We start from the raw sequence: 20,859 nt of genomic DNA, 5'->3' as shown, positions 1-20,859 counted from the left end.
TCCTTATGCAGCCGAGTCGAGAACTTCGGTCAGCCATTGATTGGTAACTTCGACGCGGAAATTCGGGTTCTCCGCCGGCGGCACATCGGTAAAGCGGATGTTCCAGTACACCTTGCCCTGCTCCAGCTGGCTGGCGGTGTTCAGCTCGGGGTCCGCATACACCTCGAAGTTGATAATGGCGCCCTGGTTCTTGAGGTCGCGCATGAAGGCCTGCAGGCCCTCGGTCACATCCTTGACGTAAGTCGCGGTAATCGAGCGGTCGACCGCCCACTTGTGGCCGTACTGGATCGCGTCCATGACGATATCCATGGTCCGCACGCGCGTGACGAAGGCCCACTTAGGATCACTCGACAGCGTGCGGTTGCCCCACAGGCGGTACCCGTCATCGCGAATGATGGTCGCGATATTGGAGTTGTTGAGCAGGTTGGCCCGGCAGGTCTCGTCGCCGTCCAGGTACTCCACCGAGCGGGTGGTGCCGGTGACACCGACATATTCCTTGTTCGATGGCGATGCCCAGAAGCCATATTCGGCATCGGTCCAGGCGAACAGGCCGGCGGTCCAGGCCGAGGCCGGCGCATCCACCGTGGCGGAATCGATGGTGTCCCAGTACTTAACGCCCGGATCGACCATGAACGCGCGCCGAGCACCGAACTCGGCGGCGTAGGCCTGGGCGGCCTCGTCAGTAGTGCCAGGTCCGTCGATGATGGCGAGACCACGCAACTTGTCAGCCAGGCCCACCAGCGCGGTAGCCACCGCCTGGGTCGCGCTGTGCTTGGGCGCCACCAACAGCCGCGGCTTGGCGTTGAAACGGCTTTTGCCATCGAGCAGCGCCTGCAGGCCGGTACGGGTGCCATCGGCCAGCACACCGCCGATGATCGCGGAGGTCTGCGCGGCCGCATCCTCCACCTTGGTCACGCCACAGGCGACGATCACCGCCTTGGCGCGGGCGTAGACCGCCTCGCAGGCCTTGGTGATGGCCGAATCAGCCCCCCAAGCCGCGACGGCTTCGCGCAAGCTGGTGACCAGCACCAGTTCGTTCGCCTTCGCGGTTGGGGTACTTTCCGCACCTGGGCCGGGGGTGAAGGTGTCAACCAGGCCAATGATCGAGGTCGACGGGATGGCGACGGTGCGCGCGCCGTTGTCGACGTTCGTTACGGTAACGCCGTGAAAGAATCCAGCCATGGAATAGCTCCAAAAGAAAGGGCCGCACTGGGCGGCCCTGCAGAAACGAAAACGCCCCGATAATCGGGGCGCTCAAGGGGTGACGAGAGGGTCAGGCGTTGCCGACGCCTACGACGCTGGCATTGATCGCCGCAATGGCGTGATCCGCGATAGCCTCGGCCTCGTCATGGGTGGCCGCCTTGAGCGCATCAACCTTGCCTTTGAGGCGCGCCGCGCGAATGGTGTAGAGCGCGCCTTTCCATTCAGCCGCCTCGGCCAGAATGTTCTCGGTCGCCGCCTGTGGAGTCAGCCCGGCCGCATCGACCCAGGCCTGGACAGTGGCCGGCACCTCACCCTCAAAGCCGGCGGCCTTGAACGCCGTCGCCTCTTGCTCGGTCAGCTGGTACTCGATCACGCGCAGGTTATTGCCCACGACCGCAGTGCGGGCCGAGTCCGCCGCTTCGTCAATCTGCTGGGCAGCCGCCAGGCGGGCCGCGCCGATCGGCAGACGGGCGTAGTCGAAGCCGTTGTAGTTGGAGCCTTCAAACGTGATGTTCAGGGATTCTTTGCGCATGTAAGCCTCACAGTCTCGAAATGTTGGTCAGCAGCCAAGGAATGGTATTCGGGTCCTTGAGGGCAGGTACGGAATGAACAATCGATCCCTCCAAGGCTGTTGGGAAAGTAGTGTTGATTGCCGTCAGGCTCAGGGAGGCCCAGCTTGCGCCGCAGATTTTCCCGGCAAAGGTCCCGGTCAACGCCCAAACGCAGTTGTAGAACTTGATGGATGCAAACCCGGGCATGGTGTTGCCGCCCGCGTACATCATGGCGTAGTAGCCATCGAGCGGCAGGTTAAGCCCGGCGTTGTCCGGCAGAACCAGCGTCAAGTCCGCGAAGTCCAGGCTGGACGAGCGGGCAATCTGGAAAGAGCCAAGACGCTTGGTGCCAGCGCCGGCCACCGGGAAGTCTTTCAGGATCAGCTTGCGAGTATTGCTCGCGCCGCTGTCGCCGCGAATCGTGACCCGGCGGCTTGTAATGATCGAGGTCGTTTCATGGGCGTAGTCACTGAGCAAAACGGCATCGAGCACGCCGCCACCAGGCGTGTTGGCAATGGCCTGGCCGAGGGTTTTCAGCGGGGCGGCCTGGGTGCCTGCCGCCGCGTCATCGCCCGCAACCTGGTCGATGTAGAAAGTGCGGCTGATGGCCGGGGCGGCGGCTACAGCAGCGGCCAGCGCCGAATCGATGCCTGCCTTTTTACCGTTGAACGTGTCGATCAGGGCCTTGCCTGTCGAGGTGAGCGCAGCAATTTCGGTTTCGAGACTCATAGGGTTCTCATGCTCCGTAAATATGTTTGGTCAGTTGGGTTTGGGTGGAGAGGATCGAATCGGCCGCGCTAATACCCATGCTCAGCAGGCCCTCATGGTCAACGGCATGTACGCGTTCGGCCTCAGTCATGCGTACCTGCAGCCGCCCCAGCTGCTCGCTGGTGATGCGCTGCAGCCGCGTCAGCTCAGTGATTTGTTCTTGCTGCTGGAAGTTGCGCAGCTGCTCGCCCATGAGCGAGGCCGCCAGCGCCGCCAGCGGCTCGGCCAAGGACAGATTCAGCCCTGCCGCCGTGGTGTTGATCGTCACGCTATTGGCCGGCAGGGCCGACAGCGACAGGTCGTAAGCCAGCAGCAGTTGATCACCGGCGGGCTTGTACGCCAGCGCCTCGGTGGCGTGCGACCAGACCGCAAGTAAGGTGCCATCGCTTAGCAGAAAGCCGATTTCACGGACCCAGAAGGCGGCGGGGCCATCCGCGACAGCGGTCAGGTGCAACAGCGTGCTGGTCAGCTTCTCGCCGCCCGCAATCGGGTACTTGGCCACCTGGTTTCGCAGGGTCTTCTGCTCGTTGCTCGGGGTGTAGTTCCCGGTACCGACAACGATGTGGGTGATTTCAGCCTGAAAGCCTGAATTGGTCGCGTTGAAGATCGCCGCCAGGCCGGCCTTGGTAATGACAGGTTGTAAAGCAGTACTCATAGAACAGCCTCCATCGTGCCGCGCACGACGACGTAACCCTGGGCCGCGTTGGCGGCGACAAGGCCCGATTCAGCGTTGATTGGAACGCCCTGTGCTTCGGCTGTACGCCGGTGAACACCGAACACATTGGCGGCATTGGCAAGCTGCAGTGCTTGCGCCGAGGGATCGAGCGGCACCGGCGCCGGCTCCATCGTTCGGCGCTGCAGCGTGCGTGCTTGCACGGCATTGGCAAGCACCAGGCCACCATCGAATCGCGCGCCAAGGCGGAATTCGTAGTGGCTGCGCTCGTTCTTTGCCGCATCGACCAAGGCACGCAACCGCTCGCCCAGTTGCGGCGAGATAATCGAGCCTTCACCGCCCCGGTTATCGTTCGCCCACGCGGTGATCTGAAAGGTGTACGGCGCGGCATTCGGAATCTGGCGCCACTCCTTGAACTCGGCGTTAACCCGCACGGCCTTGAGCACCCGTCGGATCGCGCCAACGGTGCCCTTGGTCTTGTGCACCGGGATGGCCTCGCGGATCAGGTCGCGCTGCTGCTCCTCAGCATCCGCCGCTTCCCAGCCCTCGACCTTGAGTGCCCAGCCCAGCCACGGCAGGAAACTAGGCGGGCAGCGTGCCGAGTCCGCCACTCCCCGGATGATCCCCGGGTCTACCCCCAGCTCGCTGGCCGCCTCCAGCGCTCGCTCAAGGAGCGTGGCGTTATGCGGCAGCAGGCTCATGTAACCACCTTCGTGGTCAGGGTGATCGACGTAGCGCGCGGGTAATGCCGCTTGTCACACACCACCCCTTCCACGGGCTTGACCAGGTCCACACGGTTGATTCCCGCCACGTGCAATGCGGCATAGACCGCCGAAAGCGGCAACTGACCCGCGAGACGCCGAGCCTCGGCAATGGTGGCATCCAGGCTGGCCCGCGCTGCCGCCAGGACAACGTTAGGGTCAGGCCCGTTTTCCACCCAAAGCACTGCCTCCACCATAAAGTCAGTGGGGATTGCGGCCTGGACACGCGGGCGGTCGGTCACCGGCCGCACATCCTCCGCCGACAAAGCGGCCAGAGCCCCGGCCACCAACTGCGCCGAGGGCGTAGTGCTGTTCGGCCCCGCCAGAACAGTCAGCGATACGTCGCCAGGCAGCGGGCTGTCCAGGCCGGCGGCGTAGTCACACACCACCACGATGGCCCCGGCCGGTAACTGCGCCCTAACCGCATCACTTACCGCCACCCCGGAAAAACGGGGTGAATCGACGGAAACGTGCGCCAGATCAGCCGACGAACTCAGGGCGTGGTATTCATACGCCCCGCTGCTGCCTGCGACCGATAACGCCTCAAGCGACAATCGCGTGCGGTAACGCAGCTCATCGTCACCCTCCATGATCGCTTCCACCGGCGGCACCGCGTCAGGATCAGCTGCCCGAATGGTCAGCCGTTGCACGCCGTAGTCGGCCGCTCGGTTATCCAGGTCTGCGCGCTTGGCATAGGCCAGGAGACTAGCTTTGGCCGCATCATTGACTCGAGCACGCATCAACAGCTCGCGGTAGGCCATGGTCTCGATCAGCTTGACCACCGGGTCGGATTCCAACAACGCGGTCCACTGATCGTCCATATGAGCCCGGAAGATGCCTAACACCTCCTGATACAGCGTCTCGAACTCCAGGGTTTCCACCACATCAGGCGGGGGAAGCAAAGACAGGTCAATCATGCACTCACCTCAAGTACAACGCCGTCGCCGAGATAGGCACCAGACAGCGACAGCGTGATTTGCCCGCCGACCACTGCCACCACGCGCACACGCTCCAGTTTCAAGCGCGGCTCCCAGCGCCCCAGGGCGCGCGCCACCTCAGCCTGCACTGCACTTTTCCAGCCTTCGTTAACCGGCAGGTCGACGTAACGGCGCAGGTGGCTACCGTACTCCGGCCGCATGCGCCGGCTACCGACAGCAGTGGTCAGAATGTCCTCAATGGACTGTTTCAGGTGGGCCACGCCGGATAGCGGTTGCCCGGTGCGACGATCCAGCCCGATCATGGCCTTACCCCGCCGGGGTCAGGCGCTCGAAGTCGGAGCGCGCATCCAGATAGGCCAGCGCCTCGGTGTCGCCCTCCTCGATCTGCAGTTGGCCGCCGGCCACTTTCAGCTCACGCTGGCCCAGGATCAGCACGCGCGAGGTGTAGGTTTTGTCGCGGTAGGTCACGGCCGCCGGCGCGGTGGTCGCGGCGTCCGCAGGTTTCTTGGTAGCCATAGGCCCTCCAGAAATGACAAAGCCCGCAGAAGGCGGGCCTTTAGGGGTTGATGGTGGGGTTACAGGGTCGCCGTCGCTCCACCGGTCAGCGCACTCTTAAGCGTGCTGGCCAGCACCTCGGGGTCGACGTTGCCCGATATGTTCAGCGTGACCTGCGGCGCCGCCTGCTTGCGCGTGAAACCGCCGTGCGAAAGGGCCATACACATGCCCTCGGCCATTTCGGCCGGATCAATGTTGGCCACCACGCGCTCCCAGGCCTGGCGCATGCGAAAGCGGTCATACACCTGGTCAATCTGATGCTCGATCAGCTTGGCCACCGTGAAGCGGTCAGGCTTCGCCGGCAGCGTTTCAAGTTGGCTCATGACGTTCTCAGTGCTTGTGATTGGCCGTGTTACCGGCCGTGTCGATGATTCGGCCGCCGCCATTGATATCGCCCGTTACGAGTAACGGGCCATTGATGGTGACGGGGCCGGTGATGGTGACCGCGCCGGACTTGGCGTCAATCGCGTTATCCGTAACGACCACCTCGCTGCCGCCAACCTTGACCTTGGCCGTGCCGCTGGGGAGCGTGATGGTGTAACTCTTGGCCTGCCAGTCGTAGACCAGCGATCCGCCATCATCGAACCGCCACACCTCGACATGGTCGCGGTTATCCGGCGGCGGTCCGGCGTTGCCATACAGGCCCGGCACGAACGTGCCCTGTGCCGGCTCGCCGCTCGGACTGACCAGCGCGCCCTGCTCGCCCAGGCTTGGCGCACGCCAGTGGCGAGCCTTGCCGGCGGCCAGGGCATGCCAGCGCACCCAGGCGCTGGTCCAGTCGCCGCCATCGGAAACGCGCACCCGGGCGGCCGCCAGGTCGACGCCCACCACATAGCAAGGAATCACCAGGCCGGCCAACAGCCGGTCGAGCTGCCCAGCCACATAGCTCATGCCATGGCCTCCGGTGACTGGTATTGATGTTCGCTGCCTGGTCCGCTATCGGGGTCGAAGGCGAACAGCAACGTGCCCGGCGGCTGATCCTCCCAAGGCCAAGTGGTGTCACCCAGGTAAACGTCCTGCTGCCACTGCAACGCCCAGCCGACACACCGCACCAGCTCCGGCACCGCCTCGGCCGGCATGGCCTCGACGTTCTCGACGCCGCCGACAAAGTCGAGGTCCCAATACTGGTCATCGAGCAGTTGCATGACCTTGGCCGCCAGAATGGCCGCCTGCAGCGGCGCTAGCGCCCGGCTGGACTCCAGCAGCACCACCGCCTCGAACGTCACCTTGATGCACAACCGGCCATCGCCAGGCTTGATGCCTGGGGCAAAGTTCGTCGCCGCGTACAGCAGTGCGGGCAGCTTCATGCCCTCTTTGAGCTTCGGGTAGGCCTCGACCACCTGGAACAGCGGCAAGCGCTCCCGCATGGTCGCGGTCATTACGTCGTGCAGCTCTTTCAACTCGCTGGGGATCACCGGCGGGTCGTCAGAAGATATCGGCGGTTCGTGCATGCTCTTGCTCCAGTACCAGGGCGACCATGCCGTCGCCGGTTGGCTCATGGCGCACCACCGTATAGCGACCGCCACCCTCGGCCGGCGGCAGCTCGATGGTCAGCGCCTCCCCCTCGGGCAAGCGCTGGGCAACATCAGCCAGCACCGAAAAACGCGGCTCGCCCAGCTCAGCCGCGTCGACCTGGGTAGCCAGGCCGCGACCCTTGCCGCCACTCTTGCCGCCAAACTGCGGATCAAGAAACGGGTTGTCGAAGGTGCCCATGATCGCGGTACCGTCCTCCAAGGTCGCGCGGTCGCCCACGCGATCAAGGATTCGGGCACTCATCACGGCCATTCGCTCGCGAAAGCTCGGCCTACGCATCACTGCACAATCAACACATCGGCGAAGCCGTCGACGGTGTCGCTCAACAGCTTGCCGTAGGGCAGCGAGTCGGCGGTGCCATCAGCGACCAACACCCCAGCCAGCACGCTGACCTTGGCGCCGGCCTTGAGACCTGCAGTCGACGGCACGCGCCAGGCATCGCAGGTGCGATAGGTAATGAGGGTGTCTTTCGGGCCGCTCTGCAGCGGAATCACTGCCAGGGCGCCGATCACCTGGGGCACACCCGCGACCGAGCCACCGGTGGGCGCCCGCAAGGTGATGCTGCTGCCGGTGCTGACATAGTTCTTGGCCATGGCCATTTTCTCCTGTCCAGAAACAACAAACCCCGCCTAAGCGGGGTGTTTGAGTGGGGTCTGCGGTTACGCGCCGACAGACTTGTTGAGGCCGCGAGAATCCAGCGCGGCAACGCCGGCGTCGATCCGCACCTTGGTGGCCACGCCGTCGACGGTGAAGCCTTCTTGCTGCTCCATGTACGGCTTGTCGACGCCATCCAGGTAGGAGACTTCGATAGTGTCACGGCCTTGCGCGGCGGCCAGATACCACGACTTCGCGTTGTCGTCGTCCAGCCGCGGCTCAGCGATCACCTCGGCGAAATTGCGGATCGGGTTATCAACGCCGGCGTTTACGTCGGCGCCTGGTACCGAGGCCGAGCGGATCAGCTGCTTGGCCTTGTCTTCCAGGGCCACCGGGCACAGCAGGAAGGCTGGGCGAATGTTCAGGGTGCGGGCCTTGCCACCTTCAACCTGCGATTTCTGCAGCGCCATGGCGTTCTTGGCGGCAATCATCGCCTCGATCGACAGCGCCGAGCCGGCGCCAGTGAACAGGTTCTTGCGGGTTGCATCGAACAGCGGCTTGTTGTCGCTCATCTTGGCATTGGTGGTCAGCACCGCGTAGACCAGGTCACCGATGGTGCCGCGCGCAGCCAGCCCCATGTTGTAGGGAATGGTGCTCAGCAGGTCGAGGTCATCGTTGATGATCGCCTGGCGGGTGATCGAGAACAGCTCGCCGTAGGTGGCCAGGCTGATGGTCTCGCCACGGTCGCCGGTGGTGATGTATTGGTACTCAGCACCAGGACGAACCTCACGCAGGGACGGGAATGCCCCCATGCCGACACGCTTAGCGACACGGAAGTCGCTCAGGCGACCACGGCGGGTCCACTGATCGAACGTCTCGGGCGCCTCGTCCCATCCGGCCAGCACCGACACGGCGGCGGTGTCGATCAGGATATTGCCAAAGTCGCTGGTGTCGTGAGTGAAGGCCAGGCCAACCATCTGCATCGGGTTGAGCGAGGCGGTCAGAATGCCACGGTCATTCAGCGAAGCACGGGCCAGCTCGCGCAGACTCATGTGGTTGTAGGCGTTGTCGGCCTCGTTGGCTGCATGACCGATACGCCCCGCCAGGGCGGCCCGCACCGAGTCACCGACCAGGTTGCCGTTGGTAATGTGGCCATGCTGGCCAGGCACTTGGCTGCCGGTCGGAGTGGTCGACTTGCCCATGTGGGCCAGAAGCTTGGCGTTGGCCGACTCCACGGTGCAGCTGGTGTCGCTCAGGCACTCGTCGCGCAGCGCTACAGAGCCCTCGACACTGGCGAACATGGCGAACGCGGCGGTGATCGCGGTGCGGCGAGTAGCGTCAGCGGCCAGCACGCGCGCCTGAATCTGTTCGGGGGTTTCGTTCGCCGGCGGCTGGGTCGGCTGGTTGACCGGCGGGGTCGGCTGGTTCACCGGCGCCGGTGGCTGGGTCTGACCGCGCGGGGCGAACATCGGTTGTGCAGCGGTGGGCATGTTGGTGTACTCCTGCATGCGTTGAGAGTTGAGTGCGGCGAAGGCTTCCAGGGCCCCCACCAATTCATCGGCAAAGCCCAGCCCGACAGCCTCGGCCCCGGTCATCCAGGTCTCAGCAGAGAGCAGCGACTTGATTTCGTCGGCGGTCTTGCCGGTCTTGTTGGTGTATGCCGCCACCAGGGAATCCTCGACCTTGTCGAGCAAGTCGGCGTAACGGCGCATTTCGTCAGCGTCACCGCCCTGGATGCCCCAGGGCTTGTGCACCATGATCATGGCGTTTTCGGGAATGCGAATAACGTCGGCGGCCATCAGGATCACGCTGCCCATGGAAGCGGCCAGGCCGTCCACGGTGCCCTCCACGCGCGCCGGGTGGCTGCGCAGGAGGTTGTACATGGCCATGCCCTCGAACACATCGCCACCGGGGGAATGCACATGCAAATTGATCTGTGACACGTCACCGAGGGCTTTCAGATCGCGGGCGAACTGGTTAGCCGAGATACCCCAGGCGCCAATCTCGCCGTACAGCATCAGGTCGACCACGCCGCGCTGGCTCGATGCGCGCAGCGTGTACCAGGTCTGTGCAGCCGGGTCAGCCGTCGTCGCCACCGCCGCGCGCGGCCCCAGTACGGGCGGCCTTTCCCGCCTTCTTCGTTTGCTCATTGGGTTGGTTTCTCCCGTAATACTCATGGTAGGCATCCGAACTGAACACCAGATCGTCTGCCCGGTTGGCGGCAATCTCGGACTTGCGAGACGCCTTAAGCTCAGACGGGTTGCGGCCACGCGAGCGAGCCATTTCCGCCTCGTCGCCGCCGCCGGCCTTGATGATTTTTTCCCAGGCGTCGGCCTCATGAACCGGGTTAATCCACGGCATCACCGGGCCCTGGTAGAAGGCGCCATAGATGGTCCGCTGATCCACATCGGCGGGCACCTTGAGTTGGCCGCTCAGGATCGCCATGCGCAGCCAGTTGCGGTACACGCGGCGGCACCAGTAGTCGATAAACTCATGCTGCAGCAGGTCGTAACCCAGCTGGCCCTCGACCAGTTCCTGGCGCTGCGCCGAATAGGTGCCGTCGTAACTGCGCGCCACACTTGAATAGGTGCTTCGCGTACCGGCGGCCACCGCCTTGAGCTGCCCGTTGCGGAACCCCTCAAGGAACGGGTTGGGCCGATTACTTTCGATCATCCCAACGTCTTCACCCGGCAACAGGGTGTCGACCACGATGCCCGGCGCAATCGGGAAAGTGCGCTCGGCGCGCGTCTCGCCAGGCCCCGCCGGCACGTAATCGTCGGGGGTGCCTTTCTTGATGTACATGGCCAGTGCCGCACTGATCCGCGCCGCCACCCGCTCGCTTTCCTCGTAGTCCTTGATATCCGCCAGGCGCATCAGCACGGCATGCAGTAGCGGCTGGCCACGGCTCTGACCGATGCGCTTTCGGTAGGCAATGTGAATCACCTGCTCGGCGGGCACGCGCTTGGTGTTCTGCACCAGGCTGCCGCGTAGGCCAGCCGGGTGCGCCTTGTACAGGTGGTAAGCCAGCACGCGGCGCCAGCCGTTGCGCTCAATGCCTTGGACAATGCCCTTGGACAAGTCCGTGTACTCGACCGGCAGATAGTCCGCCTCCAGCAGCTCCAGCGCATACGGCACGCCGTGCAGGTGCTGATAGTTCGGCACAACGCCCATCAACTCCTGGGCCAGGGCCTCGCCGTCGCGCAACCAGCTACGGCACACCAGGCGTTCCATCTGCGGCCGGCTCAGCTCTCCCGAGGCCTCAGGCCTTAACGACCATTCACCCCACAGCGCGTTAATGGCGGCGGCGAATTCGCGGTGCACGGTGCCATCCAGGTGAAGCGGGATCGGCTCCACGGAGATACCCGAGCCACCCACCACACGCTCCTCCAGGCGATCGAACACGCCGGTAACGATGTCGTGGTTTTCGTCCAGATTGCGACTCTGCTCGCGCAGAGGCTTGATCGCGTTATTCAACGCACGATCCGCGCTGCCGGTCTGTTTCTTGGCCTTGTGCGTCCGCGAAGGCTTGGCCGCTTCAAACGCCATGATCACGTTCCGCGCCCTCAAGCGCTCGGCCACCATGCCCGGAAACAGCGGCGCAAGCGCCCTGTCCAGCAGGTTCATGCCGCTCATCAGAAGGCCGCCAGGGAATAACCCGGACGCCCCGCGCGCGCTTGAGCGGCCACACGGCGCTCCCAGTACAGTCGGCCGTCACGAATCTGGTTCAGCTCGGCATACACGAAACGGCGACCATTCAAGGTCACATCCTTTCCGCCTGCCACCAGATCGGCCTCGGCCTGCATGTACAGCGCGACCATCTGCTGGGGGGTCAAGGTTTCTACGGCATTTACGTCAGCCATCCGCTTGCTCCTGTTTCAACCCAGCCGCCGGCGGCAGGCTGGTGGTCTGGTTGCGGCGCCACCGGCGCCGGCGACGGCGGAAGTGCCGGCGCTGGTGGTTCGTCCGGCTCGTCCGTTGGTGGTGGTTCTGCTGACACCTCCCACTCCCCCGTTTCCGGGTTCTGGCTGGCCAGCAGGTCGAGGTCGAGGCCGAAACGCTCTTGACTGATGCGCAGTGCCGCCAGGGCGTACACCAGGCAGTCGAGCGCTTCGTTTCGTTTCTTGCTGGCATCCCAGCGCAACACACGCCGCCCTTTCACCAGCACCCACTTTTTGGTTTCGCTGGTCAGCTGCTTGAGCTCGTCGTCGTCGCAGATCGAATCGTCGGCCGGGAAGTGAATCAGGCCCGGCACCGGACGATTGCCGTCCGGCTGCAGCTTGAGGCGGTTGTAAATGACCTCTTTGGCGTTGTCGGTACCAACCTCGGTCAGGTAGGTCTTCGACTTCTTGTCCTTCTTGCGCGGGAAGTTGGCGATGGGCTTGCCGTAGGTGCTGGCCCCGAAAATCGGGATCACCCAGTGCAGGCCATGCTTGCGGCTTTGGGCCCGGACTGTCTCAGAGTGGTGGCCGCCGGAGTCCCAGCACCACCGCATAACGCCCATTTTGGTGCCGTCGGCCCGGGTGAACTGTCGATGCAGTTCCAGCCCGACTTGTCGCAGCAGCTCGGCACTGGCCGGGTCGCCCGTCAACACGCGACGGTAAACCAGCCACTTTTCCTCGTCCTTGCCGAACGCCCACACCCGAAGCTCGTAACGGTCGTCTTGAGTGTCAACGCCACCTGTCAGCACCAAGGCGCGCGCCGGCACCTGGGCCGCATAGACCTCGCGACGGTCGCGCAGCTGTTCCCAGTCGACTTTCTCGGCCAGGTTTTCCTCCCACACCTCGCCCAGCGTGGTGTTGACGAAGGTTTTCAGCTTGCCCCGGTCCTTGCCGACCTTGACGAAGTCGGTCGCGATATCGACCCAGGTGGTAAACGTCGAGTAACCCGTCCACACGCTGAATGTCACCGAGCGTGGCGTTACGGTCGGCGCGCCATCAGCGTCGAACCACTCCATGCTGTCGCGCGTCCAGATGCCCGAGCGCTCACAGACCCAGCGGCCGGTTTCCTCGGCCGCCGTGACCATTTCGTGATACTCGAACGTACCGCCCTGGCAATGCGGGCACAGGTACCAGGCCGCCTCGACCTCATGGCGGTCATTGAGCCGCCACTTGATGCCAAACGGCTCGTCTTTACCACCCCACGCCAGTACCAGCTCATTGCCGCAGCAAGGCGCCTTGATGTTGAACCGCAGGTCATGCGGCGACTCAATGGCGGCACGGGTTATCTGGCACTTCTCGGCCTCGGTCGGCGTTGAGCCCCTGATTGACTTCTTGAAGGTGGCACCCTCCAGGCGCTTGTCGCCCAGGAACGTCGGCGCACCCTCGCCCTCGATATCCTCATCAAACTTCGACAGCTCGTCGTAAATGACGGTGTCCGGGCTTTTTTCCCGATAGTTGCGCGCCGCCTTGCCACCCAGGCACCACAGCATTTTGCGATTGGAGAAACACTTGGCCTCCAGGGTGTTATCGCGGTGCTTCATGCCGTACCAGGGCGCCAGATCGAGGACCACCGGAACGTCACGAACCATGCCCTCAATGTGGCGCTTCATGACGCCCTCGGCGTCACCCTCGGTCGGGCAATACATCAGCACGTTGCGTTTCTTGTGCTGGATCAGATAGCCAATGAACGCCATCAGCATCTTGGTGTAACCGAGACGGGCCGACTTCACGAAGTTGACTTCGCGGATCAGGTCATTGCCCATCGCATTGAGAATGGCCACCTGAAACGGCGCCGTTGTCCATCGCCCCTCCTGATAGGAGGACTCCGACGACAAGTAGAAATGCTTATCCGCCCATTCCACGACAGTCATGGGCGGCTCTTTGTACAACGCCGACAGCCCGACCTTGATTGCGTCGGCTAACGGCGTCAGCCATGGCGGGTCAGCCTCCGTCGTCATCCATGGCGGAAATGAACTCATTCAGAATCTCCGGCAAACGCTCGTTCAGCTTCGCCGTTTCGTTACGCGTAACGGCCACCTCCCGCTGCACGGCTTCAAGGTGTCGCGTCTCGATGTCGGGATGCTTGCGCTTGACCTTGGTGTGCACGGTGTCCAGGGTCGAGCCGATCAAACTGGTGATTCGGCTCAGGGCAAACGTGACGAATTCGACGGGCACCAGGTTGCGCCGCTTAACCTCGTTACGCATGGCCTGGGCGTCGGCTTGCTCGCGAGTCAGGCGCAGGCGCTCCTGCAAAAGCTTCTGCTCGGCAAGCGGGTCAATGTCCTCGAGGCCAAGTTGTTGTTTCCCGCTCTGGTGATTTAGCCGGTTATCCAGCACTGATCGGGTGTCGTAGAACGACTCACGGCCGATCTTGGCGACCGGCTCGACGCCCCATTTGTCAAAGGCTTGAACCGAAATCCCGAGGCTTTCGGCCATGCGTTTCTTGTTCAGCCAGAACGGCTGTCGGGTAATCGTTGGATTTGTCATGGACTAAACAACAACCAACCTCCGAATTTGGGTCATACATAGCGAAACGGCGGGGCCCGAATTACCCCCTAGCCCCGGCGGGCCCGGGAGGACCCGTTGGCCGGGGGTGGGCCAGGCCCGGGGCCGGCGGCCACCCCAAGGGGGTGGCGGGGGCCTGTCGCGCCTCGCGCGACCTCACTTCGCGGTCAGGATCGCCTCACGCAGCGCGCCGGCCAGTTCGGCCTGCCCATGCGCCTTGGCGATGTTCACGGCGATTTTGAAGAACGGGAAAATGACGCGGTACTGCGGCGCGCCATCGGTGTAGAGGAACACCGGCGCGACCTGCTTGCGCGCCTTGCGCTCCCATACACCGGTGTCGTCGCCCACCGTGCCAACAAAGTAGCGATCGGCATTGCCCTTGCGCTTACTGCGCTTGCTGCCCGTGGCGTTGGCCTGGTGGCCGCGCCGACTCTCGGCAGCGCCAAGGCCCGACAGGATGCGGGTCATCACACCGCGCGAGACGTTGCCGTACTGGTTCAACAGGTCCGCGTTGGGCATGGCGTACTGCCCGGCCTTCATCAGGGCGTGCGCAATAAGCGACTTCTCGAAGCGCTTGTGCGGCCGCTGCCCCCCCTGCACCGTCTGCTGCAGGTAGGTGTCGGCAGGTATGCCTGTGGTCCATTGATCCTTAAACCAGACCATGGCGCCGCGACTCTTGGTCGCCGGCCTTGCAAACAAGCTGCGCATGGTGGTCGGGGTCGGCCGATCCAGGCGCTTGGCCATTACCTCGATGATGCCTGGCTTAATGCGCTTGGTGCCCAGCCGCGTCTGCGCAAGCATCAGGGCGAAAGGGATTTGCTTTCGCTGTATGTCCGATACTTCGCGGGCCAGCGGCACACTGTCGATATCAAGTTTCAGGTCGATCATGCGGCCCTCGGTTACTTTTCAGTCTGAACTCCAGCACGCTTCGCCAGGAACTGGGTATACAGCCCGCCTGCTACGTCCGCGCCGATCACGGCGATAACGATCCCCAGCCCTGCTGCGAGATAGAGGTTGCTCCAAAGAGCCATGGCAAGCAGCAGAGTCGCCATGCCAAGCAAGCCGGATGCAAGGAAGCGAAGTGCAACCCGCTGCAGAATTTGACGCAGACTCAGTTCGGCCCCCGAGGCCCGCAGCATTTCCCCAGACAAACCAGCCATGCTTAACAGCACCAACAGCCACAGGGGCACATCAGCGAGCGCCTGATGCTCATTGTTCATCTGCATTCCTCAAATTAGGTCGGCCCCTACGTCACTGGCATCCGCTGGGAGCGAGGAGCAGGCATGGGGCCGAAAACGAAAAAGCCCAGCACGATGGCTGGGCTCAAGAAAGCAAAAAGCCCGCCTAGAGAGACGGGCTTTGCACGCGGAAAAACCGCAAAGTAACGTGAAAGCTATAGATCAAAACCGGTTTTGTCAACAGCTTGATCGGGCGAGCCTAGCTCAACCTTTACTCGCAGCCACCTGAGCGGCCTGGATGCACTCAGTTGCTGCGGCAATGTACTTCTGGTGGTATTCAACAAACTGTGCAGTGTTGCTGCCAATCAGTCCTTGCCAAGAAAATGCCGCGTCCGACGAAGCGTCTCCGCAACTTTTGAATCGCGCAAACATAACCCGATAGCGTGCGCCTTCCTCCTGAAGATTGTTCAGAGCGATTGCCTGATTGCGGATTGCCTTCCCGTCCATGGCGCCGGTTTTCGCCTGCGCATGCCCTTTATCGACAGTTTCACTCAAGCGCTGCATAAACTGCATTGCCTCGTCTGGAGTGATTTTTGCCGCTGCCTCTTGGGCTTCAGTGTACTTGCGCCCTCGCTCAGCAGCCTCGGCGCTTACGGGCTCATCCGATCCCAGGTCAATGACTCTAAGTTTTTCCTCGGCATTTGCAGTCAGAGCCAGCCAAAGACAGAAAAACACACCAAACTTCCGTTTCATCGGTTATCCCTATGTGAGTGATGACATGATGATATCACTCGCATAGGTCTTGCAGGTCACGCTACCTCGCGTCGGATCTCAAGAGCGCCGTCGATCCAAGCAACCCCTGCCTTCCACAGCTGCCTAGTTTTCTCCACCTTAAAGCCAAGCTTTTTGCCTACGTCGGACAGGGAGGTATCTCGACTGGTGTAGTACTTCATGATCACCTTGCCGCACTCCGGGTAACGCTTGAGCAGGCGCCCCACAAGACGATCAATGATTAGCGCATCATCGTCAGTAATCATGGGATCTAACAGCGTGTTCTCACGTGAAGCGCAGCAAGACACGCCCGACCCCAGTACAACCCAGCGTCCCCAGTGTTCGAGCAGGTCCTCTGCAGTTCTCTCCAAATGGCTCATGCCTTACCCCCTCAATCCCCTGTGAAGTTCGACCCGCCAGCGCCTCGCCGGTTGGGCTCGTTATAGTGCCGCTCAGGCCCTGCCATCCCGCCATCGCTTTTCAGCGCCTGTATCTCTCTTTCTGCCGCCTGCAACTTGAAGCTCAACTGCGTCACCAGCTCATCAAGTGGAAGCACCAACCAAGACCCTTCAACAACCCAACCTGAGCCATTGCAGTCGGTGCACACCAACTCATAAAACACTCCCCTAACGACCGCCCTCCCCCTGCATACCGGACATAGAACGAGATCAAGGCGCGGTCGTTTAAAGCCATCCTGAGGGCGCTTTTTCACGTTCTGCATTCTCCCCTGTAACTAATTCGTGGATTGGGCTGCGCGCCTTGCGTGGCTTGGGCTGCGGCCCGTTGTGAGAAATTGCGGATTGCACGCCCGTCAACCCGTGAATGGCGGCAAAGCCGATGCCGTCTAACCAGGCGTGCCACTGCTCGAGCGCTTCGCGACGAAGACCGTTGCCCTTCGATTTGATGTAGGTATCCGCAACCTTTCCCAGCGAGTGGTTGAGCAGCATTTCACCGATAAACCCATCCACCCCCATGTCCAGCCAGGCGGTACGGGCCACCTTGCGCAGGTCATGGCTGGACCATTCACTTGAAGCCAGTCGACGGAATACTGCCGAGGCCTGACTGGGACTCAACGGCTGTCCCTTCCGGCCTGGGAACAGGTATTTGCCGCTGTAGCCGTTTTCTACTTGGACGGCGCGGTACCTTTGCAACAAAGCGCACACCTGCGGCGTCAGCGGCAACCGGTGCTCGGTGCGGGTCTTGGTGTGCTTGGCAGGTATGAACCACTCTGCATGACCCAGTGCGAAATCAGCCCATTCGGCCCGCCGCGTTTCGCCCAAGCGGGTGCCGTGGCAAATCATGAGCAATGGCAGCATCGCGTCTGCAGGTGCCCCCCCGAACAGCCCACCGAGGACGGGAATCACCTCCTCCAGGTGGTCAGCTCGCAGCCTGCCATCCTTCGGCCCAATCTTGGTCTTGATGAACTGGTTGAACTTCATTTCGGCCATGGGGTTGCTGCCGATCAGGCCGAGCTCACGCGCTTTGCCTACGGCCTGGCTCAACACGCGGTAGATCTGCCGGACATAGGAGGTCGAGCATTCGGCCTGGGCAGGCCACATCAAGCGCTTATCCAGCGTTGCGGCTGTCAGCGTAGCAATCGGCAACTCGCCAATGCGCGGTTGCAGGTGTCGCTGGATGACTGTCCTCACGGTACGCTTCCATGAATCCGACACGTTGGCATCACCGCTCACCCGCTCTTTGAACCAGCCCAACAAATCGTTGAAGGTCACCAGTCCAGCCAACGCGATCACGTTATCCGGCTGGGTGAGTAGGCGCTGCCGCAGAGTGGGCAGCTCAGCCAGAATCGCGGCCGAGCCGTACTCCGGAAAGCGAGCGAGTCGGTTCCACTTCCGGCGCGCCACCAGGAACCAGGTGCCACCCTGGCGGCTCTGGTCGAAGCGAAACCGAAGCCCCGGGTGCCTTGGGTCGCGCAGATCACGCACCCCGGCCTGGGTAGCCTGTCGACGAATTTCGGCATCCGATAATTTCACTGCGGCGGTCGCGCTCATACCGACCCCAGCCCCATTTTTAGCCATTGCCGCACAGTCAAAATTCCTCCTTGCCGCGGTGCGACTCCCACTCGAACGGCACCACCACCCCGCCGCCCTCGCGCAGGCGGTCATAGCATCGCTCGCCCATGGCGTGGCGCAGCTGTTTGGCCTCCAGGTTGGAAATCACCACCGTGGGGCGCATCTGCTCGTAGCGCCCGTTGATGATCGAGAACAGGGTGGTCAGCTCGAATTCGCTCGGCTGCTCCTTGCTCACCCCGACCTCGTCCAGCACCAACAGCGAAGGTTCGATCAGGCTGGACAGGATGTCGGCTTCGGTCTGTTCGCTGTGACGGTCGTACGTGGCGCGGATGGATTGCAGGACGGCGCCCACCGTCCGGTATACGGCTGTTGCCGAGGTGTTGCGCATCAGCTCGTTGGCCATGCCGGCACCCAGGTGGGTTTTGCCAGTGCCAACCTTGCCCAGCAGCATCAGACAACGGCCGGTGCGCTCAATCTCCTCGAACGCGGCCACGTAGCGCGTGCAGTAGGCCAAGGCCTTGCGCTGGCCCTCGTGCTCGACGCAGTAGTTGGCCAAGGTGCGGTCGGCGAAACGCTTCGGGATCAGCGCCGAACCCAGCTTTCGGGTCATCGCCTCACGCTTCAGGCGGGTGTCCTCCGCCAGCTGCTTGGCTTCGCGCTCGGCAATGGCAACTTTCTCGCACTCAGGGCAGCGCCCAACAATCTCGCGCCCCATCAGCATGGTCACCCGCTGCTCGAAAGCGCCGTGATGCTCACAGTCAGCTGGCTGAATACGGAAACCAGCGGCGTTTTTCACCTCGGACATGGTGATCACCGATTCAGATCGCATAGGTGCCGTCCTCACGCTCGGCCAGGCCGGCGGTGTAGTCGCGTTCGTTGAAGCCGTGGTGACGGCTGTGAGGTTTTGCCTGGGCCGGCAACTGCGCACTGATGCGCTTGGTGACCCACTCCACTTCGAAGCCGCGCCAGCCGTTCTCGACGGCGACTTCCAGGGCTTGGGCGGGCTGGATGCCGAACGCCTTGCACTGCTCCAGCTTGAGGTTGAGGCCTGCCCAAATGCGGGCCGTCACTGGGGCCTTGGCGGCCTTGCGAACAGTCAGGTAGTCAGCGATCAGCGACTCCTCCAGGCCGTGCGGGTTGTTGGCCAACATGGCGGCCTTCCCGAACGGCACCTTGCGGTCAGCCTTGACCGGAGCCGGCTCTACGTCGCTGGGGGGGCATGTATTCTCTTCCGAAGGAAGAAATACATAGGGGGTTAGATTCTTAGAATAAAGAAGGCAGTCGGCGGTTTTGGTCTGTTTCGACTCGTCGCCGATTCGGACCACTTCAGCCGAGTCGGCTGTTTTGGTCTGTTTCGGCTCAATGACGTAGACCCAGTCTTTCGGGTCATTCACGCCGATATCACCCCGTGCACCGCCCTCGCGGAACAGAACCCGACGACGCAGCAGGCTCGAAACCGCCTTGGATACGGTGTCAGGGTGGGCATGGATGGCTTTCGCGATGTCGGTCGCCGGGATGCGCTGAGCGCCCGCGCCGTAGTTGATGGTGGCCTTGGCCACATACAGCACAATCTTCATCTCCCGGGCCGGGAGATCGATAGCCAGCAGGCCATCCATGAGCTGGTTGTCCATCCGGGTAAACCCCCTGGACTTGTCAAGTGGGACGATGTTTGTCATGCTTCATCTCGATCTAAAGCTGTAGAGAAAGCCGCCCTGCCAGGCGGTTTTTTTTCGCCTGCGATTCCTCTACTGGATGGATTCGCAGGTGTTTCGGCCATCTACTGGCGAAAAGCCTTCAGATGCACAATGCTCATCACGAAGCTGCCTTATCTTCTGCCGGATAGAGATCCGGCCTCAGTTGATGGCGGGTAACCTGACCACCAACCGCCTTCTCAAACGGAATCACTAGATCTGCCGGCACCTTCTGGTTCCGGTGTACGCACTGCCAAATACGTGGCTGGCTGGTGTTGCATCTTCGGGCGAGCTCTGCTTGGCCTCCGGCCAACCGCACGACCTCGTCAATTGGTCTTTCTGTGTTCGGCATGTCTGCGTGCCTCAATGGATCGTGCACTCGATGATAACTCAAGTTATAGATAAGGCAAACACATGTTATTTGAAGGATAATAACGTGTGTTTTAACCTTGGAGGCATGAACAAACCTTCCGAAATGCTCAAAGACCGAATCCTTGAACGTCGCACGGCGCTTGGCCTAAGTCAGGCCCAGTTGGCCGAGAAAGCCGGGGTAAGCCAGGTCACGATCCAGCACCTCGAAAGTGGTCGGAACTCGACTTCCAAAAAGCTGCTTGAAATAGCGAGGGCTCTTGGAGTGACTGCCGAATGGCTGGCGTCCGGACAAGGGTCGCAGCGAGAGCCGAGCAATGTCAGGGCGCTGAAAGAGCAGCCTGAATCCTTCAGGTACCCGGTAATTAGCTGGGTCGCTGCGGGAGCTTGGGCGGAAGCGGTCGAACCATTTCCACCCGGGTTTTCTGACCGCTACGAAATGTCTGATTACGACTCCAAAGGGGCAGCGTTTTGGCTGGAGGTCAAAGGTGACTCGATGACTTCACCAGTCGGTACAAGCATCCCTGAGGGGATGCTCATCCTGGTGGACACCGAAGCTGAGGCCACCCCTGGAAAGCTTGTCGTTGCCAAGCTGGCCGACAGCAATGAAGCGACCTTCAAAAAACTGGTGGAAGACGGCGGGCGGAGGTTCTTGAAGCCGCTCAATCCGGCCTACCCTATGGAGATGTGTATGGAAGGCTGCAGAATCGTGGGTGTCGTGGTACGCGCTACCATCAAGCTCTGAAAATACTTGGCCCAAATAGCCCGGCGGAATGCTGGGCTTTTTTTTGCCCGAAGAAT

General features: G+C 62.2%; 28 protein-coding genes. 1 reads left to right on the top strand and 27 read right to left on the bottom strand.

Features of this window, described 5'->3' with window-relative positions; genetic code table 11:
• Nucleotides 1-3: 3 nt before the first annotated feature.
• From CAG18_RS01685 to CAG18_RS01555, 27 genes are all read right to left on the bottom strand, one after another.
• A complete protein-coding gene (locus CAG18_RS01685; protein ID WP_085720033.1) occupies nt 4-1,182 on the bottom strand; it encodes a phage tail sheath family protein in 1,179 nt (392 codons plus the stop codon).
• A gap of 91 nt (nt 1,183-1,273) precedes the next feature.
• Entirely contained in the window at nt 1,274-1,735 is a 462-nt protein-coding gene (locus tag CAG18_RS01680; RefSeq protein ID WP_085720031.1) for a hypothetical protein, read from the bottom strand.
• A 7-nt stretch (nt 1,736-1,742) separates the two neighbouring features.
• Nucleotides 1,743-2,483 carry a hypothetical protein gene (locus CAG18_RS01675; RefSeq protein WP_085720029.1) on the bottom strand — a complete coding sequence of 247 codons (741 nt, stop codon included), beginning with the start codon at nt 2,481-2,483 and terminating at the stop codon, nt 1,743-1,745.
• Nucleotides 2,484-2,490: 7 nt separating this feature from the next.
• Entirely contained in the window at nt 2,491-3,177 is a 687-nt protein-coding gene (locus CAG18_RS01670; RefSeq protein ID WP_085720027.1) for a phage tail protein, read from the bottom strand.
• Nucleotides 3,174-3,896: a phage tail protein I gene (locus CAG18_RS01665; RefSeq protein ID WP_085720025.1), complete on the bottom strand. Its 723-nt coding sequence runs from the start codon at nt 3,894-3,896 to the stop codon at nt 3,174-3,176. The genes CAG18_RS01670 and CAG18_RS01665 overlap by 4 nt, the downstream gene beginning before the upstream one ends.
• Nucleotides 3,893-4,873, bottom strand: coding sequence for a baseplate J/gp47 family protein (locus CAG18_RS01660; RefSeq protein ID WP_085720022.1), 981 nt, complete (start codon nt 4,871-4,873; stop codon nt 3,893-3,895). The genes CAG18_RS01665 and CAG18_RS01660 overlap by 4 nt, the downstream gene beginning before the upstream one ends.
• Nucleotides 4,870-5,196, bottom strand: coding sequence for a GPW/gp25 family protein (locus tag CAG18_RS01655; RefSeq protein ID WP_085720019.1), 327 nt, complete (start codon nt 5,194-5,196; stop codon nt 4,870-4,872). The genes CAG18_RS01660 and CAG18_RS01655 overlap by 4 nt, the downstream gene beginning before the upstream one ends.
• Nucleotides 5,197-5,200: 4 nt before the next feature.
• Complete coding sequence (locus tag CAG18_RS01650; RefSeq protein WP_085720017.1) at nt 5,201-5,410, bottom strand: hypothetical protein; 210 nt, start codon at nt 5,408-5,410, stop codon at nt 5,201-5,203.
• 59 nt (nt 5,411-5,469) lie between these two features.
• On the bottom strand, nt 5,470-5,772 hold the full coding sequence (locus CAG18_RS01645; protein ID WP_085720015.1) for a hypothetical protein: 303 nt from the start codon (nt 5,770-5,772) through the stop codon (nt 5,470-5,472).
• Nucleotides 5,773-5,779: 7 nt separating this feature from the next.
• Nucleotides 5,780-6,340 carry a phage baseplate assembly protein V gene (locus CAG18_RS01640; protein WP_085720013.1) on the bottom strand — a complete coding sequence of 187 codons (561 nt, stop codon included), beginning with the start codon at nt 6,338-6,340 and terminating at the stop codon, nt 5,780-5,782.
• On the bottom strand, nt 6,337-6,900 hold the full coding sequence (locus tag CAG18_RS01635; protein ID WP_085720011.1) for a hypothetical protein: 564 nt from the start codon (nt 6,898-6,900) through the stop codon (nt 6,337-6,339). The genes CAG18_RS01640 and CAG18_RS01635 overlap by 4 nt, the downstream gene beginning before the upstream one ends.
• A complete protein-coding gene (locus CAG18_RS01630; protein WP_256573332.1) occupies nt 6,875-7,225 on the bottom strand; it encodes a hypothetical protein in 351 nt (116 codons plus the stop codon). Before CAG18_RS01630 ends, CAG18_RS01635 begins: the two co-directional genes overlap by 26 nt.
• A gap of 35 nt (nt 7,226-7,260) precedes the next feature.
• Nucleotides 7,261-7,575 (bottom strand): DUF2190 family protein, encoded by a 315-nt coding sequence (locus CAG18_RS01625; protein WP_085720006.1) that lies wholly within the window; start codon nt 7,573-7,575, stop codon nt 7,261-7,263.
• Between the two features lie 66 nt (nt 7,576-7,641).
• A complete protein-coding gene (locus CAG18_RS01620; RefSeq protein ID WP_178075684.1) occupies nt 7,642-9,726 on the bottom strand; it encodes a ClpP-like prohead protease/major capsid protein fusion protein in 2,085 nt (694 codons plus the stop codon).
• The gene (locus CAG18_RS01615; RefSeq protein WP_085720417.1) at nt 9,656-11,200 is read right to left on the bottom strand and encodes a phage portal protein; all 1,545 of its coding nucleotides are present in this window, start codon (nt 11,198-11,200) and stop codon (nt 9,656-9,658) included. The genes CAG18_RS01620 and CAG18_RS01615 overlap by 71 nt, the downstream gene beginning before the upstream one ends.
• An 8-nt stretch (nt 11,201-11,208) precedes the next feature.
• Nucleotides 11,209-11,436, bottom strand: coding sequence for a primosomal replication protein PriB/PriC domain protein (locus CAG18_RS01610; protein WP_085720418.1), 228 nt, complete (start codon nt 11,434-11,436; stop codon nt 11,209-11,211).
• The gene (locus tag CAG18_RS01605) at nt 11,424-13,493 is read right to left on the bottom strand and encodes a phage terminase large subunit family protein (RefSeq protein WP_371807308.1); all 2,070 of its coding nucleotides are present in this window, start codon (nt 13,491-13,493) and stop codon (nt 11,424-11,426) included. Before CAG18_RS01605 ends, CAG18_RS01610 begins: the two co-directional genes overlap by 13 nt.
• A complete protein-coding gene (locus CAG18_RS01600; protein ID WP_256573331.1) occupies nt 13,456-14,001 on the bottom strand; it encodes a terminase small subunit in 546 nt (181 codons plus the stop codon). The genes CAG18_RS01605 and CAG18_RS01600 overlap by 38 nt, the downstream gene beginning before the upstream one ends.
• 174 nt (nt 14,002-14,175) lie before the next feature.
• Nucleotides 14,176-14,907 (bottom strand): hypothetical protein, encoded by a 732-nt coding sequence (locus CAG18_RS01595; RefSeq protein WP_085719997.1) that lies wholly within the window; start codon nt 14,905-14,907, stop codon nt 14,176-14,178.
• A gap of 11 nt (nt 14,908-14,918) precedes the next feature.
• Nucleotides 14,919-15,239, bottom strand: a complete 321-nt coding sequence (locus tag CAG18_RS01590) for a phage holin family protein (protein WP_085719995.1) — start codon at nt 15,237-15,239, stop codon at nt 14,919-14,921.
• Between the two features lie 222 nt (nt 15,240-15,461).
• Nucleotides 15,462-15,950: a hypothetical protein gene (locus CAG18_RS01585; protein ID WP_085719993.1), complete on the bottom strand. Its 489-nt coding sequence runs from the start codon at nt 15,948-15,950 to the stop codon at nt 15,462-15,464.
• Nucleotides 15,951-16,006: 56 nt separating this feature from the next.
• A complete protein-coding gene (locus tag CAG18_RS01580; RefSeq protein WP_085719991.1) occupies nt 16,007-16,348 on the bottom strand; it encodes an antiterminator Q family protein in 342 nt (113 codons plus the stop codon).
• 11 nt (nt 16,349-16,359) lie between these two features.
• Nucleotides 16,360-16,680 (bottom strand): hypothetical protein, encoded by a 321-nt coding sequence (locus CAG18_RS27210; protein ID WP_371807307.1) that lies wholly within the window; start codon nt 16,678-16,680, stop codon nt 16,360-16,362.
• Complete coding sequence (locus CAG18_RS01570; protein WP_085720415.1) at nt 16,652-17,977, bottom strand: site-specific integrase; 1,326 nt, start codon at nt 17,975-17,977, stop codon at nt 16,652-16,654. Before CAG18_RS01570 ends, CAG18_RS27210 begins: the two co-directional genes overlap by 29 nt.
• Nucleotides 17,978-18,014: 37 nt before the next feature.
• Nucleotides 18,015-18,827, bottom strand: a complete 813-nt coding sequence (locus tag CAG18_RS01565) for an ATP-binding protein (RefSeq protein ID WP_085719989.1) — start codon at nt 18,825-18,827, stop codon at nt 18,015-18,017.
• Nucleotides 18,817-19,674, bottom strand: coding sequence for a replication protein (locus tag CAG18_RS01560; RefSeq protein ID WP_085719988.1), 858 nt, complete (start codon nt 19,672-19,674; stop codon nt 18,817-18,819). The genes CAG18_RS01565 and CAG18_RS01560 overlap by 11 nt, the downstream gene beginning before the upstream one ends.
• A 136-nt stretch (nt 19,675-19,810) precedes the next feature.
• Nucleotides 19,811-20,041: a YdaS family helix-turn-helix protein gene (locus CAG18_RS01555; RefSeq protein ID WP_080563748.1), complete on the bottom strand. Its 231-nt coding sequence runs from the start codon at nt 20,039-20,041 to the stop codon at nt 19,811-19,813.
• A 105-nt stretch (nt 20,042-20,146) separates the two neighbouring features.
• Between CAG18_RS01555 and CAG18_RS01550 the strand changes: the two genes are divergently transcribed.
• The gene (locus CAG18_RS01550) at nt 20,147-20,803 is read left to right on the top strand and encodes a LexA family transcriptional regulator (RefSeq protein ID WP_038410363.1); all 657 of its coding nucleotides are present in this window, start codon (nt 20,147-20,149) and stop codon (nt 20,801-20,803) included.
• Nucleotides 20,804-20,859 lie beyond the last annotated feature (56 nt).

This window comes from Pseudomonas sp. B22(2017) (genome assembly GCF_002113105.1).
Lineage (GTDB): Bacteria > Pseudomonadota > Gammaproteobacteria > Pseudomonadales > Pseudomonadaceae > Aquipseudomonas > Aquipseudomonas asiatica.
Note: the sequence above shows the minus strand (reverse complement) of the source record. Positions and strands in the feature narration are given on the sequence as shown.

Excerpts from the sequence above, each read along its gene's own strand:
- CAG18_RS01685 (WP_085720033.1), bottom strand. The coding sequence starts at position 1,182 with ATGGCTGGATTCTTTCACGGCGTTACCGTAACGAACGTCGACAACGGC.
- CAG18_RS01680 (WP_085720031.1), bottom strand. The coding sequence starts at position 1,735 with ATGCGCAAAGAATCCCTGAACATCACGTTTGAAGGCTCCAACTACAAC.
- CAG18_RS01675 (WP_085720029.1), bottom strand. The coding sequence starts at position 2,483 with ATGAGTCTCGAAACCGAAATTGCTGCGCTCACCTCGACAGGCAAGGCC.
- CAG18_RS01670 (WP_085720027.1), bottom strand. The coding sequence starts at position 3,177 with ATGAGTACTGCTTTACAACCTGTCATTACCAAGGCCGGCCTGGCGGCG.
- CAG18_RS01665 (WP_085720025.1), bottom strand. The coding sequence starts at position 3,896 with ATGAGCCTGCTGCCGCATAACGCCACGCTCCTTGAGCGAGCGCTGGAG.
- CAG18_RS01660 (WP_085720022.1), bottom strand. The coding sequence starts at position 4,873 with ATGATTGACCTGTCTTTGCTTCCCCCGCCTGATGTGGTGGAAACCCTG.
- CAG18_RS01655 (WP_085720019.1), bottom strand. The coding sequence starts at position 5,196 with ATGATCGGGCTGGATCGTCGCACCGGGCAACCGCTATCCGGCGTGGCC.
- CAG18_RS01650 (WP_085720017.1), bottom strand. The coding sequence starts at position 5,410 with ATGGCTACCAAGAAACCTGCGGACGCCGCGACCACCGCGCCGGCGGCC.
- CAG18_RS01645 (WP_085720015.1), bottom strand. The coding sequence starts at position 5,772 with ATGAGCCAACTTGAAACGCTGCCGGCGAAGCCTGACCGCTTCACGGTG.
- CAG18_RS01640 (WP_085720013.1), bottom strand. The coding sequence starts at position 6,340 with ATGAGCTATGTGGCTGGGCAGCTCGACCGGCTGTTGGCCGGCCTGGTG.
- CAG18_RS01635 (WP_085720011.1), bottom strand. The coding sequence starts at position 6,900 with ATGCACGAACCGCCGATATCTTCTGACGACCCGCCGGTGATCCCCAGC.
- CAG18_RS01630 (WP_256573332.1), bottom strand. The coding sequence starts at position 7,225 with ATGAGTGCCCGAATCCTTGATCGCGTGGGCGACCGCGCGACCTTGGAG.
- CAG18_RS01625 (WP_085720006.1), bottom strand. The coding sequence starts at position 7,575 with ATGGCCAAGAACTATGTCAGCACCGGCAGCAGCATCACCTTGCGGGCG.
- CAG18_RS01620 (WP_178075684.1), bottom strand. The coding sequence starts at position 9,726 with ATGAGCAAACGAAGAAGGCGGGAAAGGCCGCCCGTACTGGGGCCGCGC.
- CAG18_RS01615 (WP_085720417.1), bottom strand. The coding sequence starts at position 11,200 with ATGAACCTGCTGGACAGGGCGCTTGCGCCGCTGTTTCCGGGCATGGTG.
- CAG18_RS01610 (WP_085720418.1), bottom strand. The coding sequence starts at position 11,436 with ATGGCTGACGTAAATGCCGTAGAAACCTTGACCCCCCAGCAGATGGTC.
- CAG18_RS01605 (WP_371807308.1), bottom strand. The coding sequence starts at position 13,493 with ATGAGTTCATTTCCGCCATGGATGACGACGGAGGCTGACCCGCCATGG.
- CAG18_RS01600 (WP_256573331.1), bottom strand. The coding sequence starts at position 14,001 with ATGACAAATCCAACGATTACCCGACAGCCGTTCTGGCTGAACAAGAAA.
- CAG18_RS01595 (WP_085719997.1), bottom strand. The coding sequence starts at position 14,907 with ATGATCGACCTGAAACTTGATATCGACAGTGTGCCGCTGGCCCGCGAA.
- CAG18_RS01590 (WP_085719995.1), bottom strand. The coding sequence starts at position 15,239 with ATGAACAATGAGCATCAGGCGCTCGCTGATGTGCCCCTGTGGCTGTTG.
- CAG18_RS01585 (WP_085719993.1), bottom strand. The coding sequence starts at position 15,950 with ATGAAACGGAAGTTTGGTGTGTTTTTCTGTCTTTGGCTGGCTCTGACT.
- CAG18_RS01580 (WP_085719991.1), bottom strand. The coding sequence starts at position 16,348 with ATGAGCCATTTGGAGAGAACTGCAGAGGACCTGCTCGAACACTGGGGA.
- CAG18_RS01570 (WP_085720415.1), bottom strand. The coding sequence starts at position 17,977 with ATGAGCGCGACCGCCGCAGTGAAATTATCGGATGCCGAAATTCGTCGA.
- CAG18_RS01565 (WP_085719989.1), bottom strand. The coding sequence starts at position 18,827 with ATGCGATCTGAATCGGTGATCACCATGTCCGAGGTGAAAAACGCCGCT.
- CAG18_RS01560 (WP_085719988.1), bottom strand. The coding sequence starts at position 19,674 with ATGACAAACATCGTCCCACTTGACAAGTCCAGGGGGTTTACCCGGATG.
- CAG18_RS01555 (WP_080563748.1), bottom strand. The coding sequence starts at position 20,041 with ATGCCGAACACAGAAAGACCAATTGACGAGGTCGTGCGGTTGGCCGGA.
- CAG18_RS01550 (WP_038410363.1), top strand. The coding sequence starts at position 20,147 with ATGAACAAACCTTCCGAAATGCTCAAAGACCGAATCCTTGAACGTCGC.